Source organism: Proteus sp. TSJ240517 (assembly GCF_047921575.1).
Taxonomy (GTDB): Bacteria; Pseudomonadota; Gammaproteobacteria; order Enterobacterales; family Enterobacteriaceae; genus Proteus.
The window spans coordinates 130,817-145,881 of record NZ_JBLRMH010000002.1 but is presented as its reverse complement, the minus strand read 5'-3'; the positions used below and the strand labels follow the sequence as shown (position 1 = coordinate 145,881).

General features: G+C 37.5%; 14 protein-coding genes and 1 tRNA gene. 12 read left to right on the top strand and 3 right to left on the bottom strand.

Features of this window, described 5'->3' with window-relative positions; all coding sequences use genetic code 11:
- Positions 1–37: 37 nt before the first annotated feature.
- Both eno and ACNARN_RS04300 read left to right on the top strand, forming a co-directional pair.
- The gene (eno, locus tag ACNARN_RS04305) at positions 38–1,339 is read left to right on the top strand and encodes a phosphopyruvate hydratase (protein WP_036911952.1); all 1,302 of its coding nucleotides are present in this window, start codon (positions 38–40) and stop codon (positions 1,337–1,339) included.
- 319 nt (positions 1,340–1,658) lie between these two features.
- Positions 1,659–3,041, top strand: coding sequence for an SLC13 family permease (locus ACNARN_RS04300; protein ID WP_109371534.1), 1,383 nt, complete (start codon positions 1,659–1,661; stop codon positions 3,039–3,041).
- Positions 3,042–3,207: 166 nt separating this feature from the next.
- Here ACNARN_RS04300 and mltD read toward each other — a convergent pair whose 3' ends face one another.
- Both mltD and gloB read right to left on the bottom strand, forming a co-directional pair.
- Positions 3,208–4,542, bottom strand: a complete 1,335-nt coding sequence (gene mltD, locus ACNARN_RS04295) for a murein transglycosylase D (protein WP_109371532.1) — start codon at positions 4,540–4,542, stop codon at positions 3,208–3,210.
- A gap of 75 nt (positions 4,543–4,617) precedes the next feature.
- On the bottom strand, positions 4,618–5,373 hold the full coding sequence (gene gloB, locus ACNARN_RS04290; protein WP_198619416.1) for a hydroxyacylglutathione hydrolase: 756 nt from the start codon (positions 5,371–5,373) through the stop codon (positions 4,618–4,620).
- 38 nt (positions 5,374–5,411) lie between these two features.
- On the opposite strand from gloB, the gene ACNARN_RS04285 reads away from it, so the two are divergent.
- Complete coding sequence (locus ACNARN_RS04285; RefSeq protein ID WP_198626060.1) at positions 5,412–6,128, top strand: methyltransferase domain-containing protein; 717 nt, start codon at positions 5,412–5,414, stop codon at positions 6,126–6,128.
- Positions 6,129–6,136: 8 nt separating this feature from the next.
- Here ACNARN_RS04285 and rnhA read toward each other — a convergent pair whose 3' ends face one another.
- Positions 6,137–6,619: a ribonuclease HI gene (rnhA, locus tag ACNARN_RS04280; RefSeq protein WP_023581088.1), complete on the bottom strand. Its 483-nt coding sequence runs from the start codon at positions 6,617–6,619 to the stop codon at positions 6,137–6,139.
- Positions 6,620–6,684: 65 nt separating this feature from the next.
- On the opposite strand from rnhA, the gene dnaQ reads away from it, so the two are divergent.
- From dnaQ to pgk, 9 genes are all read left to right on the top strand, one after another.
- Positions 6,685–7,437: a DNA polymerase III subunit epsilon gene (dnaQ, locus tag ACNARN_RS04275; RefSeq protein ID WP_198630210.1), complete on the top strand. Its 753-nt coding sequence runs from the start codon at positions 6,685–6,687 to the stop codon at positions 7,435–7,437.
- A gap of 123 nt (positions 7,438–7,560) precedes the next feature.
- A tRNA-Asp gene (locus tag ACNARN_RS04270) sits at positions 7,561–7,637 on the top strand.
- A 188-nt stretch (positions 7,638–7,825) separates the two neighbouring features.
- Positions 7,826–8,155, top strand: coding sequence for a hypothetical protein (locus ACNARN_RS04265; RefSeq protein ID WP_198619418.1), 330 nt, complete (start codon positions 7,826–7,828; stop codon positions 8,153–8,155).
- 377 nt (positions 8,156–8,532) lie between these two features.
- The gene (locus ACNARN_RS04260) at positions 8,533–8,985 is read left to right on the top strand and encodes a hypothetical protein (protein WP_368887496.1); all 453 of its coding nucleotides are present in this window, start codon (positions 8,533–8,535) and stop codon (positions 8,983–8,985) included.
- Positions 8,986–9,033: 48 nt separating this feature from the next.
- A complete protein-coding gene (locus tag ACNARN_RS04255) occupies positions 9,034–10,014 on the top strand; it encodes a hypothetical protein (protein ID WP_368887495.1) in 981 nt (326 codons plus the stop codon).
- 351 nt (positions 10,015–10,365) lie between these two features.
- On the top strand, positions 10,366–10,533 hold the full coding sequence (locus ACNARN_RS04250) for a hypothetical protein (RefSeq protein ID WP_159363819.1): 168 nt from the start codon (positions 10,366–10,368) through the stop codon (positions 10,531–10,533).
- Positions 10,530–12,524 (top strand): transketolase, encoded by a 1,995-nt coding sequence (gene tkt, locus ACNARN_RS04245; protein ID WP_198619421.1) that lies wholly within the window; start codon positions 10,530–10,532, stop codon positions 12,522–12,524. Before ACNARN_RS04250 ends, tkt begins: the two co-directional genes overlap by 4 nt.
- Positions 12,525–12,781: 257 nt before the next feature.
- Positions 12,782–13,801: an erythrose-4-phosphate dehydrogenase gene (gene epd, locus ACNARN_RS04240; protein ID WP_098940985.1), complete on the top strand. Its 1,020-nt coding sequence runs from the start codon at positions 12,782–12,784 to the stop codon at positions 13,799–13,801.
- 87 nt (positions 13,802–13,888) lie between these two features.
- Positions 13,889–15,052, top strand: a complete 1,164-nt coding sequence (gene pgk, locus ACNARN_RS04235; protein ID WP_099074324.1) for a phosphoglycerate kinase — start codon at positions 13,889–13,891, stop codon at positions 15,050–15,052.
- The last annotated feature ends 13 nt before the right edge of the window (positions 15,053–15,065 follow it).

Sequence of the window (15,065 nt, the reverse complement as noted above, 5' to 3'; positions counted from 1 at the left end):
TCTTCTCGGAAATTTAACTTGTACAGAGGAAAACCGAATGTCCAAAATCGTTAAAGTACTTGGTCGTGAAATTATTGATTCTCGTGGCAACCCAACAGTTGAAGCAGAAGTTCACTTAGAAGGTGGTTTTGTTGGTATGGCGGCTGCTCCATCAGGCGCATCAACAGGTTCTCGCGAAGCTTTAGAATTACGTGATGGTGATAAATCACGTTTCTTAGGTAAAGGTGTTCTGAAAGCGGTTGCTGCTGTTAATGGTCCAATCGCTAAAGCGATCCTTGGCCAGGATGCAAAAGACCAAGCTAACATCGATAAAATCATGATCGATTTAGACGGTACTGAAAACAAATCAAACTTTGGTGCAAACGCAATCCTAGCGGTTTCTTTAGCAAACGCAAAAGCGGCTGCTGCTGCAAAAGGTATGCCTTTGTACGAGCACATTTCTGATCTGAACGGTACTCACGGTCAATATTCTATGCCTCTGCCAATGATGAACATCATCAATGGTGGTGAGCACGCAGATAACAACGTTGATATCCAAGAATTCATGATCCAACCAGTTGGCGCACCGACTCTGAAAGAAGCTGTGCGTATGGGTTCAGAAATCTTCCATCACTTAGCTAAAGTGCTGAAAGCAAAAGGTATGAACACTGCAGTGGGTGACGAAGGTGGTTATGCACCAAACTTAGAATCTAACGCTGCTGCATTAGCTGCTATCAAAGAAGCAGTTGAGAAAGCGGGTTACGTTTTAGGTAAAGACGTTACTCTGGCTATGGACTGTGCAGCTTCTGAGTTCTACAACAATGAAACTGGTAACTACGAACTGAAAGGCGAAGGTAAAACCTTCACTTCACAAGAGTTCACTCATTACTTAGAAGAACTGACTAAACAATACCCAATCGTTTCTATCGAAGATGGTTTAAACGAATCTGACTGGGATGGTTTCGCATACCAAACTAAAGTTCTTGGTGACAAAATCCAACTGGTTGGTGACGACCTGTTTGTAACTAACACTAAGATCCTGAAAGAAGGTATCGATAAAGGCATCGCTAACTCAATTCTGATCAAATTCAACCAAATCGGTTCACTGACAGAAACTTTAGCAGCAATCAAAATGGCGAAAGATGCTGGCTACACAGCAGTTATCTCTCACCGTTCTGGTGAAACTGAAGATGCAACTATCGCTGACTTAGCAGTGGGTACAGCAGCAGGCCAAATCAAAACGGGTTCAATGAGCCGTTCTGACCGTGTTGCTAAATACAACCAACTGATCCGTATCGAAGAAGCATTAGGTAATAAAGCGCCTTTCAACGGTCTGAAAGAAGTTAAAGGCCAAGCATAATCGCTTATTTGATTAGAAAATCTAATTGATTCTAAATGGGTAAACCTGATGTTTACCCATTTTTTTTGCCTAAATATAACAAAAATAAAATTACCGCTGCCTTTAAACGATCAAAAAGTGTGATGCATAAGAGATAATAGTGTTCAATTATTACTCTTTTATTAATAAATTGGTTAATTCTCGTGGATGAGATCCCAATTATCGCTTTTGCGCATTTTCAATGGTGCGAAATGTTTTTATATTTCACATATAACCTATTTCGTTAACAATTCAAGCTTAGTGAACCTAATGTTCACATCAGTTAATGTGGAGTATTATCATGGACGCGTCCAATTTAGCCCCATCGGCAAAATCAAGCCCGATAAATAAGAGAGGGTTAATTATTCTAGCAATAGATGTTGTTTTGCTACTGCTATTGTTAGAGTTTTTACCTTATGATCCAAAGGCTAATGCTGGCCTAGCATTAATGGTATTTGTAGGGGTACTATGGCTAACTGAAGCTATTCATGTAACGATCACGGCATTATTCATTCCTATTTTAGCCGTTGTACTTGGGCTAATGAATACCAATGAGTCATTAAAATCATTTGCTAACCCTATCATTTTCTTATTCTTTGGTGGATTTGCTTTAGCGACAGCACTTCATATTCAAGGGTTAGATCGTTTAATTGCTAACCGCTTACTAATGATTGCAAAAGGTAAACTTTCAGTCGCGGTATTACTGTTATTTGGCGTTACTGCATTACTCTCCATGTGGATCAGTAACACTGCAACAGCAGCAATGATGCTCCCTTTAGTCTTAGGTATTTTATCTAACTTAGATATTCGTTCAGAGCGTAATACTTTTGTATTCGTATTATTAGGTGTGGCTTATAGTGCCAGTATTGGTGGTTTAGGTACGTTGGTTGGTAGCCCACCAAATGCGATTGCCGCAGCTCAACTGAACTTAGATTTTATTACATGGATGAAGTACGGTATTCCAATCATGTTGGTGCTATTGCCTATCATGTTTATTGTGATGTACCTGATGCTACGTCCTAACTTAAAACACAAATTTGACTTAAAACTAGAAGTGTTAGAGTGGAATAACAAACGTGTTATCACCATGATTATCTTCTTAGTTACCGTATTTTGCTGGATCTTCAGCTCTTTCATCAGCAGTGCTTTTGGTGGTGTAAAAGATTTAGATACAGTTATTGCTGTGAGCGCGGCCATTGTTATTGGTGTAACTGGTGTCGCAAGTTGGAGTCAAATACAAGAAAACACAGAGTGGGGCGTATTAATGCTGTTTGGTGGTGGTTTAACGCTGAGCGCAATTTTACAGTCTTCTGGTGCAAGCCTTGTTATGGCTGACTTTATGAAAGATACTTTCGGTAATAGCCATTGGTTTGTGATTATTCTTGCCGTGACCACCTTTATCATCGTATTAACTGAATTTACCAGTAACACAGCAAGTGCCGCATTGTTAGTGCCAATCTTTGCAACAGTAGCACAAGCATTAGGCATGCCTGTAATGGCGTTAACAATGATTATCGGTATCGGTGCATCTTGTGCATTTATGTTGCCTGTTGCAACCCCACCAAATGCGATTGTCTTTGGTTCAGGTTACATTAAACAAACTGAAATGGTACGTGTTGGTGGTGTACTAAACTTAGTGTGTATCTTTGTTATCTCTCTGTTTGCTTGGTTCTTCTGGCTGTAAGTGAATACGCTGAATTAATCAGGTAGAGTTAAAAAAACAAGGCGCTTGATAAGTTAATATCAGGCGCTTTTTTATTGGTAATAAAAAAGCCATCGACATTTATCACCTGTAAGGTATTAAACATATCGATGGCTTTTAAAGAAGCATAAAACAGAGACGATATTAATTATTTAGTATAAAGCGTGAGTTGTGTACCCGGTTTTAACATCTTAATGTCGGCGTTCCAACTCATTAATAATTTAAGATTAATGCCGTGACGGCGGGCAATACTGTAATAAGAGTCACCTTGGCGTACTTTATAGTAGCTTGGTGAAGGTTTTGTTGGTTTCGTTGTCGTGGTATTACTGACACTACCTGCATTATGAATTTTTAATGTTTGACCAACCAGTAATGTGCTCTTTGCATTCAATCCATTAATACGCTGTAAGTCTTTTACACTCATATTGTAGCGACGAGCAATAGCGTAAAACGAATCTCCTGAACGAACCTTATAAACGCCTTCTTGCTTAATAGATTGATTCGTTTTGGCAACAGCCAAGCGAATAGTTTCTAATACAGCTTCATCTTCAAAAGCGTTACGGAATTGGTCAAGCTTATTGCGAGGCAACATAATGACATGAGGGCCATTCGGTGCGGTTATTCCACGCTTATAGCCGGGGTTATAATCTTTTACTGTATTAATAGGTAACTGACTTAATTCAGCGACTTTATTTAACGTGATTTGCTCGCCGACATCAAATGAGGCTAACGCTTTATCTCGGTAGTTACTTTTTGGAAAAGTAATGGTTTCTTCGTTTTCACGAATAACTTTGCTCAATGCTAGAATTTTAGGAACATAATTCATAGTTTCTTTGGGTAAAGAAAGCGACCAATAGTCTGTTGGTAAATTCTTACTTTCATTTGCCTTTATTGCTTGCATAACACGGCCTTCACCTGCGTTATAAGCAGCAAGGGCAAGTGCCCAATCACTATCAAACATCACATAAAGGCGCTCAAGTAAATCAAGGGCAGCTTTAGTTGATGCCATAACATCACGACGACCGTCATACCATTGGTTTTGTGCCAAACCATAGTAATTACCGGTTATTGGTACAAATTGCCATAAACCTGCGGCATTTGCAGAAGAGGTAACATGGGGATTAAACGCACTTTCAACGACAGGAACAAGTGCAAGTTCCATCGGTAATTCACGCTTTTCAATTTCATCAATAATCGAATACATATAAGGTTCAGCACGAGAAGCAACACTCTGTATATGTTTGGGATTATTTAAAAAATATAATTCTTGCTGCGAGATCCTTTCATTTTCAGGGAGGTCCATTTTTAATTCACTTACCACATAACCCCATAAATTGGTTTTTACATCATATTGAGGTTGGTGAGAAGTTGAAGTCCCTTTCGTTGATGTTGGTGTGATCGCAGACAAATTAGGTTTAATGTTCTCCGATTGCTGGCAACCCGCCAAGAGCAATATGGAGAACAAAATCGCTTTTGTCTTCATAATAGAAAAATTCATCCTGTGTGTTTTTTGAACCAAATAATACTTAGTGTGCCAAAATAAAACAACCAATAGAAATTAAAAGTTGTCTTTTAATTCTCTTAATTTTGTAAATGTCTTAATTGGCGCGTAAGTATTAGGGGTTATACCTAAAATCCTTTGTAAATCAATATCGTCAGATTTCAAAAAAAGATTAATATTCTTTTCGTTTTTTAGTGTTATTGGCACAGTAGGTTGCAAATTTTTACGCATTTCACTAACTTGGGCTAAATAATCGGTAATAAGTGCATTTTCTGGCATGATATGATGTGCAAAGACCATGTTTGATAGGGTGTATTCATGAGCACAACAAATTAATGTGTTATCAGGTAAAGCACTCAATCTTTGTAATGAACTAAACATTTGTTGTGCGGTACCTTCGAATAAACGACCACAACCACCAGAAAAAAGTGTATCGCCACAAAATAAATATGGTTCACAATAATAAGCAACATGACCTAATGTATGACCTGGTGTGCCAATTACATTAAAAGTGAAAGAGCCAACAATAATACGCTCTTGATTATGAATAATATTTTCGGCACCTTTATTTTGTGTTTCTTGTGGGCCAAAAACGTCAATGTTAGGATATTTTTTTACAAGTTCAGCAACTCCACCAACATGATCATCATGATGGTGGGTTAATAAAATCGCGATAGGTATTAGTGAGCGTTGAGAGAGCATTTCAATAACAGGTTTTGCTTGTGACGGATCCACAATCACACATTCACTATTTTCATTACTTAATAGCCAAATGTAGTTATCGGATAAAGCAGGAATTCTGATAAGCTCCATATAAGTTACCTTACTTATAAAATATAAAGGGGTAAACAATGAAAGCAGCGCGTTCAGTAAAACCAATTACAATGCCGGATTCTTGGCGTGATATTCCTTGGGGGGAATATTATCGCATGGCGATTGAATTGCGTTTACAAAACTGGTGGCCGAAAATGTATGGCTTTCATTTGCTAAAACTCGGTCAACTCAGTGCCGAGTTGGATACCAAATTAAGTATCGTTTCACATCAAGTCAATGTGACATCAAATGCAATAAATGCGGATGTTATCGCGTCTTTAGATTATCTACCCTTTGAAAATAAATCGGTTGATGTTTGCCTTATGGCTCATGTACTTGATTATAGTGCAGATCCTCATTGGCTATTAAGAGAAGCTGATCGTGTTTTAATTGATGATGGCTGGATAGTATTAACGAGCTTTAACCCTATTAGTTTATTAGGACTGGGTAAATGCACGCCTGTTTTACGACAAAAACAGCCTTATTCAAGTCGTATGTTTTCACTTCGACGCCAAATTGATTGGCTTAGTGTGCTAAATTACGAAGTGATGACACAACAGAATTTCCAGATTATGCCATGTTCAAGACCAATAAAACGTGATGGTAGCCGCTATCACGCCGGTGGCTGTTTAAATTTAATTATTGCTCGTAAAAGAACGCTTCCTTTAACACCCACTGCATTGAAATTTGCATTGCCACGCATGAGTGTAAAAGGTCGAGTATTAGGTGCTACACGCAATCACTCAGAGCTATAAAATATGATTCATTGTGTTTTATCTTTCTGGCTTTCAATATAGCCAGTATCTTCTTGTGTAGGTGATTGAGCCGCCGTTTTTGCTAATTCATCACAACGTTCATTTTCATCATGACCTGCATGGCCTTTTACCCAATGCCATTCAATTTCATGACGAGTAATAGCACTATCTAAGCGTTTCCATAAATCGACATTAAGCACAGGGCTTTTGTCTGCTTTGCGCCATTGGCGCTTTTTCCAGCTATGGATCCACTGCGTGATACCTTGTCTGACATATTGGCTATCTGTTGTCAGTGTAATTTTACAAGGGAATTTTAATGTTTCTAATGCTACGATAGCGGCAAGAAGTTCCATTCGGTTATTGGTGGTCATAAAAAAACCTTCACTTAGGGTTTTTTCATGTTGTTGATAGCGTAAAATAGCGCCATAACCACCAGGGCCTGGGTTGCCTAAGCATGAACCATCGGTGAATATTTCTACCTGCTTGTGCATAAAGGCGACTTATCCTTTTTGATTAATACGAAAAACTAACCCTAAGTCTGACATAAAAACGGATTATGAGCACTCCAATCACACGACAAATTGTACTTGATACCGAAACCACCGGTATGAATAAGCTGGGCGTTCATTATGAAGGTCATAATATCATTGAAATTGGTGCCGTAGAGGTTATCAATCGTCGACTAACAGGGCGAAATTTCCATGTTTATATTAAGCCTGAAAGATTAGTTGATCCTGAAGCGTTTGAAGTTCACGGTATTAGTGATGAATTTTTAGAGGATTGTCCTTCTTTTGCTGATATTGCCGATGAGTTTTTAGAATATATTCGTGGCGCAGAGCTGATCATTCATAATGCATCGTTCGATATCGGCTTTATGGATTATGAGTTTAGAAAGCTTAATCGTGATATTCCGCCTACTGAAACGTTCTGCCAAATTACCGATAGCCTTGCAATGGCAAGGGCATTATTTCCTGGTAAACGAAATAATCTTGATGCTTTATGTGATAGATACTTAATAGATAACTCTAAACGTACTCTTCACGGCGCGTTATTGGATGCTGAAATACTTTCTGATGTTTACTTGGCTATGACCGGTGGACAAACAGCATTGGCATTTTCAATGGAAGGCGAATCAAGTAACGAGCAAGAGCAAAATGATATTCAGCGTATCGAGCGCCCAGTTTCAGGATTAAGAATAATAAGAGCAACCGCAGATGAACTTGCTGAGCATGAGTCTCGATTAGATTTAGTTGAGAAGAAAGGCGGGCATTGTTTATGGCGTCCTGCACCAAATGATGAAACTGTTTGAATATAAAAAAAGCACAAAGAGTAAGTTGAGATTAAAAATTATCCAAATGCATCTTTTTGTTAGAAAAACAGTTGACGACAAGGCAAGAGATTCGTAATATTCACCTCGTCCGAAAGGATACGCGGAGCGGTAGTTCAGTTGGTTAGAATACCTGCCTGTCACGCAGGGGGTCGCGGGTTCGAGTCCCGTCCGTTCCGCCAACATTCCAAACCCCAGCATTTATGCTGGGGTTTTTGCGTTTATAGCCTATCAAACTGTTCCTTTTATCAAACTAAAGCACTTTGCTTATCTGTCTTAATCATGCTATTTCTTATCTTTATTTATAAGGATGGTTTGCTATTGATAAAAGACATCAAATCATACTCTTAGGTATATTTAGGATTCATTTATGAAGCAGGAATTTCGTTTACGTTTAAATACGCTATCCAAAGAACTCGATAACTTTTATTATCAAGAATTCGAAACGGAACAAGCCGAATACAGTAAAAATAAAGAGATAAAACAAGCGATTGTTCAATTTATTCTTGAAATAAAAAAATATGATGAGCAAGCATTAATTGATAAAGCGCTAACCCTTATATTTCATAATACAGGTTGTCATATTGATTGCGAAATTCTAGATGAAATTATGCTTCCTGTTATTGAACAAAATATTATCACACCAGAATTGATTGATAAAAATCTGAGAGAGAATTCACCTATGGGACGTTGGTACTGATCCTAAGGAGAAATAATGACATTTTATAAGTTTGGTTTTATTGCTAATACATAAGGCGCACTTATTGATGTAAAAGGGATGAAAAATCGGTTTATTAGTTATTTCCCAAAAATTTGTTGATCTTTGTTCGTTACATAGTCTGAATATCGAATTTATAACGGCTCATCAATATTTTTATTTTAAGGAAAGTAATGGAATTTGTTTAATAGAAAATACGTTTTCTTACCAACTTACTGGAATGTTGTTCGATAACAAATTGATTGTTGCTAATTTAGTCTTTGAAGATGATCTTTTTTATCATTACACATATTTTGAAAATCAGTATATTACTGTGACTGTTGATAGAATTGATGTTGAGTTTATTGAGCCGATTAATCATGATTTTTTTTGACGAAGTACGACACAAAATAGAGAGCTCCGCTTTTTTTTCTAATATGGGAAAAGCGGATTTACAGGCTGATAATGTGATTTTATTTTCAGGTCTGGAGAGTTTATTGCTCTCTGAGTTAGATTTTATATGGTTACCTACCTCACCAACTCAAGATGATCCTTTTTATACAAAGCAAACCCTACCTAAGGCATTAATAGAACAACGTATAAAGATAACGTGTTGTGTGATGGATAGCGTGAAAAATATCCCGTGTACTCCATTTCAATATGATGCCCATGATTTCAATATTGCAGCTAAAAATGCGATTAGTTACGCATTTCGGCAATACTTATCAGAAAAATACTTTTCCCTTGGAGACAACTGGGAAAATATTGTTAATATCTACTATCAAGGATATTGGCCAATAGGGATCTACCATAATAAAGTAATAACTATTTAAATTTGCTGGTTTTTTTAAGGTTTTATAATAACGTAAGGACGTAGAGAAATGGATATCACTAAAATTTATCAATATAAATTAAGAAAATTATTTAATCCAAGAGCGCTTTCTTTTGAACATGGTATTTTATTTTTACAGCCTTGGGAGGGAGAATTGGATGAAATTATTTCAGTAAAACTAAAAAATAAATCAGCTCTTTATCTTTCGTGGTGGAATGAGCTTTTTAATTCAAAAAAAATAGATGAGATTATTAGTGATGAACTTTATGATCAAAATTATTATCAATTTTTTTCTTTTCTGAGAATATTACCTAATTTATTATCTATAAATAGAAATGAAAATTTTTATAATAAAAATTTATTTTCAAGCTATATTGTTTCGCAATTAAAATCCGATCTTTCTTTTTTAGGTAAAGAAAAAGAGAATACCTATAAAACCGAACTTATTAATTATTTATTCTATGATATGGGATTTGCTGATTTTTATTATCATTATTTTATTGTTAAAGATAATAAACTCTACTTTCGTTATTCTAGTGATGAAGTAATAAAAGCTGACGAGCTAATTAATGTAACTTATGATCTTGTATTAAAATACAGTAATGAAAAACATCATGATGATTTTAATATAATTAAAAAACAACAAATAGAGATCGTTAATTTTCTTCTAGAGAAAGATGAAAACTTTGTTTTTACACTAGAAGATCAATGTTTAATTTATCTATCACCTGAGAAATTTATCAAAGCGTATAAAAATGATACGGATAAAATATTTAAAATATTAGCCAGTTTCTTAAGTAAAGATCAATCAGCACTCAATGTCTTTGTGTCTAAAATGATCATCATGAATTATAATTATTATATTTTGAAAAACAATCCAAATGAAATTTTGAAATTAAAAGCTTTTTGTAGAAGAGATAATTTAAAGTTTTTTCTATTATTGAAATCAATTATTGATTTGCATTTTTTTGTCAGAAAAGAAGATTTTAAGGAATTACACTTAGAATATTACTTATCTAAAATTAATTAAAAATAAGTAGAATATATAAATAAGTTATTTTTATAAAAGGGGTAACAACTGTGTTACGCGATGCTTTCCTTTTATTTATATATGATGTAAATAGGATTTTTATTACTGAATCAGTGAATTATCTGCTTTTTATCTTTTTAAAATTTGTATAATTCTACTTCCTGATAACAAGTCCAGTCAGTTATTAGGCTATAATTAACACAAATACGGTATTTATTTGATTTGATGGATAATTCAGCAATGAAATTTTATCTTGATTAGTCATATCAAGCTAGGGTTTAATAGCACGCTTCTCAATTGCGCAAATTATTGTCTCTTTTGCTTTTTGTTGCGCAACAATGCGGTGGTGTAATGTTATTTTCCGCTTTGATTGTAAAAAATGCTGTGCAAATCAAAGAATTATTGCTTTATGCTAATTACGATAGCCACCTTTGTGGATTTTTTATATTGCGGTTTTTTGCCCGCATTGAGAGAATCAGCTATCTAGATGCTTTTTATCCGACTTGGAGTAGAAAATGACCACTCGTAAAACCCTTGCTAATGCGATCCGTTTTTTAAGTATGGATGCTGTGCAAAAAGCGAAATCAGGACACCCTGGCGCCCCTATGGGTATGGCTGATATTGCAGAAGTATTATGGCGTGATTTTTTAAATCATAACCCAACTAACCCTAACTGGGCTGATCGTGACCGCTTCGTTTTATCTAATGGTCATGCTTCAATGCTGATTTACAGCTTACTGCACCTGTCTGGTTATGAAGTTTCTTTAGATGATCTGAAAAACTTCCGTCAATTGCATTCTAAAACACCAGGTCACCCAGAATATGGTTATACCCCAGGTGTTGAAACAACAACGGGTCCTTTAGGTCAAGGTATTGCAAACGCAGTGGGTTTTGCTATTGCAGAACGTACATTAGCGGCTCAATTTAACCGTCCTGGTCATGACATTGTTGACCATTACACCTACGCCTTTATGGGTGATGGTTGTATGATGGAAGGTATCTCCCACGAAGCGTGTTCTTTAGCGGGAACATTACAATTAGGTAAACTGATTGCATTCTATGATGACAATGGCATCTCTATTGATGGTCAAGTGCATGGTTGGTTTACTGATAACACAGCAGAACGTTTCGACGCTTATGGCTGGCATGTAATCAGTGGTATTGATGGCCACGATGCAGCAAGCATTAAAGCAGCTGTTGAAGCAGCAAAACAAATCACTGACAAACCTTCACTGCTGATTTGTAAAACCACTATCGGTTTTGGTTCTCCTCATAAAGCTGGTACTGCTGATTCTCACGGTTCCCCATTAGGTGATGCAGAAATCGCTGAAACACGTAAAGCGTTAGGCTGGGAATACGGCGCATTCGAAATTCCACAAGAAATTTATAAAGAGTGGGATGCGAAAGAAGCGGGTAAAGCAAAAGAAGCTGCATGGGATGCTAAATTTGCTGCATACGCAGCACAATTCCCTGAATTAGCGGCTGAATTCAAACGCCGTGTTTCTGGTGAATTACCAGCAAACTGGGAAAAAGATTCCAAAGCATTTATTGAAAATCTGCAACAAAACCCTTCAAGCATTGCAAGCCGTAAAGCGTCTCAAAATGCATTAGAAGCATTCGGTAAAGTATTACCAGAATTCATGGGCGGTTCTGCGGACTTAGCACCAAGTAACCTGACTATGTGGTCTGGCTCTAAAGCGCTGAACGAAGACAAAGCGGGTAACTACATCCATTACGGTGTACGTGAATTCGGTATGTCTGCAATCATGAACGGTATTGCACTACATGGCGGTTTTGTTCCTTACGGTGCTACCTTCCTGATGTTTATGGAATATGCACGTAATGCTGTACGTATGGCTGCACTGATGAAGATCCGCAGTATCTTTGTTTATACTCATGACTCTATCGGCCTGGGTGAAGATGGTCCAACTCACCAACCTGTTGAGCAAATGGCAAGCCTGCGTGTAACTCCAAACGTGAGCACATGGCGTCCATGTGACCAAGTTGAATCAGCTGTTGCATGGAAATATGCAATTGATCGTAAAGATGGTCCAACAGCTCTGATCTTCTCTCGTCAAAACCTTGCACAACAACCACGTACTCCAGAGCAACTGGCAAATATCGAGAAGGGTGGTTACATCCTGAAAGATTGCGTTGGTACTCCAGAATTAATCTTTATTGCAACAGGTTCTGAAGTTGAATTAGCGGTTAGCGCTTATGAACAACTGACAGCTGAAGGCCGTAAAGTACGTGTTGTTTCTATGCCAGCAACAGATGCATTTGATAAACAAGATGCAGATTACCGTGAAGCAGTATTACCAGCATCAGTGAAAGCGCGTGTTGCTATCGAAGCAGGTATTGCTGACTACTGGTTCAAGTATGTTGGTTTAGATGGCGCGATTGTAGGTATGCGTAGCTTCGGTGAATCTGCACCTGCAAACGAGTTATTTGAAGAGTTTGGTTTTACTGTTGAAAATGTGGTTACACAGGCAAAATCTTTACTTAAATAATCAATAAATGTTAACAAGGGCACATTTTTGGGAAGAATTTCTCAGATGTGCTCTTTTTTTATCCTTCCATCTTTGTTTACTATTGCGATCTTCTCTCATTTCTCGTAATCTGATTATCAGTAAGCTGAACCGTTTCAGTTAATCCTAAAATGTCGGTGACTGCACAATTTCTAGATTTACTTGATTTATCGTTGTTGATTAGTATCTTGCTCTATTATTCTAAGCGGTTGCAAATCACGAGTTATCAAGGAAGTCACATGACAATCAGAGTCGCTATTAACGGTTTTGGTCGTATAGGGCGTAATGTGTTAAGAGCGCTTTATGAATCAGGTAAACGAGCTGAAATAACAGTTATTGCAATAAATGAATTGGCTGATGCACAAGGTATTGGGCATCTTCTCAAGTATGACTCCAGCCACGGACGTTTTGCTTGGGATGTACGAATTAATAACGATTTATTGCAAGTGGGTGATGATACTATTCGTTTATTTCATCACGCTGATATTACTGATTTACCTTGGGGTGAACTTGGTATTGATGTTGTACTTGATTGTAGTGGTGCTTACGGCTCACGAGCTGATGGCGAAGCGCATATTGCACAAGGCGCAAAGAAAGTACTTTTTTCTCATCCCGGTACAACGGATTTAGATGCAACTGTCGTTTTTGGTGTGAATCAACACGAACTTAAAAAAGAGCACCGAATTGTTTCAAACGCATCTTGTACAACAAATTGCATTATTCCCATCATTAAAATGATGGATGACGCGTTTAATATAGAGTCAGGAACAGTAACCACAATCCATGCAGCCATGAACGATCAACCTGTGATTGATGCATACCATAAGGATTTACGCCGTACTCGTGCAGCAGGACAATCTATTATTCCTGTTGATACGAAATTGGCGGCAGGAATTACTCGAATTTTCCCGAAATTTAAGGATCATTTTGAGGCAATTTCTGTACGAGTTCCTACAATTAATGTGACGGCAATTGATTTAAGTGTCACTGTAAAAACTGCTGTAAATGTGTTAGATGTCAATCGGTTAATTCAAAAATCAGCAACTGGCGCATTTCGTGGTATAGTGGATTACACAGAATTGCCATTAGTCTCAACTGATTTTAACCACGACCCTCATAGTGCAATCGTTGATGGCACACAAACAAGAGTCAGTGGGCAACACCTGATCAAGACTTTAGTCTGGTGTGATAATGAATGGGGCTTTGCTAACAGAATGCTTGATACAACGTTAGCAATGGCTGCAACTGGTTTTAAATAATCATGTTTTAATGACGGTGTCGCGTAATAATACAAGGCACTGAACAGAAGATTACTAAATTTTAGAGAATCAATGAGAGGATTCATCATGTCTGTAATTAAGATGACCGATTTAGACCTAGCGGGTAAACGAGTTCTTATCCGTGCTGACCTGAACGTTCCAGTTAAAGATGGTAAAGTGACTTCAGATGCGCGTATCCGTGCTTCTTTACCAACAATTGAAGCCGCGTTAAAACAAGGCGCTAAAGTGATGGTAACTTCTCACTTAGGTCGTCCTACTGAAGGTGAGTACAACGAAGAGTTCTCTTTAAAACCAGTTGTTGACTATCTGAAAGATAAATTAACTGCACCAGTTAGCCTTGCTAAAGACTATTTAAATGGTGTTGAAGTCAATGCAGGTGAATTAGTTGTTCTTGAAAACGTTCGTTTTAACAAAGGCGAAAAGAAAGACGACGAAACTCTGTCTAAGCAATACGCTGCATTATGTGATGTTTTCGTCATGGATGCATTTGGTACCGCTCACCGTGCTCAAGCATCAACTCATGGTGTTGCTAAATTTGCACAAGTTGCTTGCGCGGGTCCTCTGTTATCAGCAGAGCTTGAAGCATTAGGTAAAGCATTAGATAAACCTGCTCGCCCAATGGTTGCGATTGTTGGTGGTTCTAAAGTTTCAACTAAACTGACTGTATTAGATTCTTTATCAAAAATTGCTGACCAATTAATCGTTGGTGGTGGTATCGCAAATACCTTTATCGCAGCAGAAGGCCATCCAGTAGGTCGTTCTTTATATGAAGCAGACCTTGTTGATGATGCTAAAAAACTGATGGAAAAATGTGATATTCCAGTACCAAGTGATGTTCGTGTTGCAACTGAGTTCTCTGAAACTGCTGAAGCTGTTTTAAAATCAGCAAGTGACATCAAAGATGATGAACAAGTGCTGGATATCGGTGATGTGACAGCAGAACGTTTAGCTGAGATCCTGAAAAACGCGAAAACTATCCTGTGGAATGGTCCAGTCGGTGTGTTTGAATTCCCTAACTTCCGCAAAGGTACAGAAATCATTGCTAATGCAATCGCAGATAGTGAAGCATTCTCTATCGCAGGTGGTGGTGATACGCTGGCTGCTATTGATTTATTTGATATCGCAGACAAAATCTCTTACATTTCAACCGGTGGTGGTGCTTTCTTAGAATTCGTTGAAGGTAAAAAACTTCCTGCTGTTGCAATGTTAGAAGAACGCGCTAAACAGTAATTAAGTCAGCTCA

Coding starts and splice junctions, on each gene's coding strand:
- rnhA (WP_023581088.1), bottom strand. CDS start 6,619: ATGCACAAGCAGGTAGAAATATTCACCGATGGTTCATGCTTAGGCAAC.
- tkt (WP_198619421.1), top strand. CDS start 10,530: ATGACCACTCGTAAAACCCTTGCTAATGCGATCCGTTTTTTAAGTATG.
- ACNARN_RS04250 (WP_159363819.1), top strand. CDS start 10,366: ATGTTATTTTCCGCTTTGATTGTAAAAAATGCTGTGCAAATCAAAGAA.
- epd (WP_098940985.1), top strand. CDS start 12,782: ATGACAATCAGAGTCGCTATTAACGGTTTTGGTCGTATAGGGCGTAAT.
- eno (WP_036911952.1), top strand. CDS start 38: ATGTCCAAAATCGTTAAAGTACTTGGTCGTGAAATTATTGATTCTCGT.
- ACNARN_RS04255 (WP_368887495.1), top strand. CDS start 9,034: ATGGATATCACTAAAATTTATCAATATAAATTAAGAAAATTATTTAAT.
- ACNARN_RS04300 (WP_109371534.1), top strand. CDS start 1,659: ATGGACGCGTCCAATTTAGCCCCATCGGCAAAATCAAGCCCGATAAAT.
- pgk (WP_099074324.1), top strand. CDS start 13,889: ATGTCTGTAATTAAGATGACCGATTTAGACCTAGCGGGTAAACGAGTT.
- mltD (WP_109371532.1), bottom strand. CDS start 4,542: ATGAAGACAAAAGCGATTTTGTTCTCCATATTGCTCTTGGCGGGTTGC.
- dnaQ (WP_198630210.1), top strand. CDS start 6,685: ATGAGCACTCCAATCACACGACAAATTGTACTTGATACCGAAACCACC.
- ACNARN_RS04260 (WP_368887496.1), top strand. CDS start 8,533: ATGATTTTTTTTGACGAAGTACGACACAAAATAGAGAGCTCCGCTTTT.
- gloB (WP_198619416.1), bottom strand. CDS start 5,373: ATGGAGCTTATCAGAATTCCTGCTTTATCCGATAACTACATTTGGCTA.
- ACNARN_RS04265 (WP_198619418.1), top strand. CDS start 7,826: ATGAAGCAGGAATTTCGTTTACGTTTAAATACGCTATCCAAAGAACTC.
- ACNARN_RS04285 (WP_198626060.1), top strand. CDS start 5,412: ATGAAAGCAGCGCGTTCAGTAAAACCAATTACAATGCCGGATTCTTGG.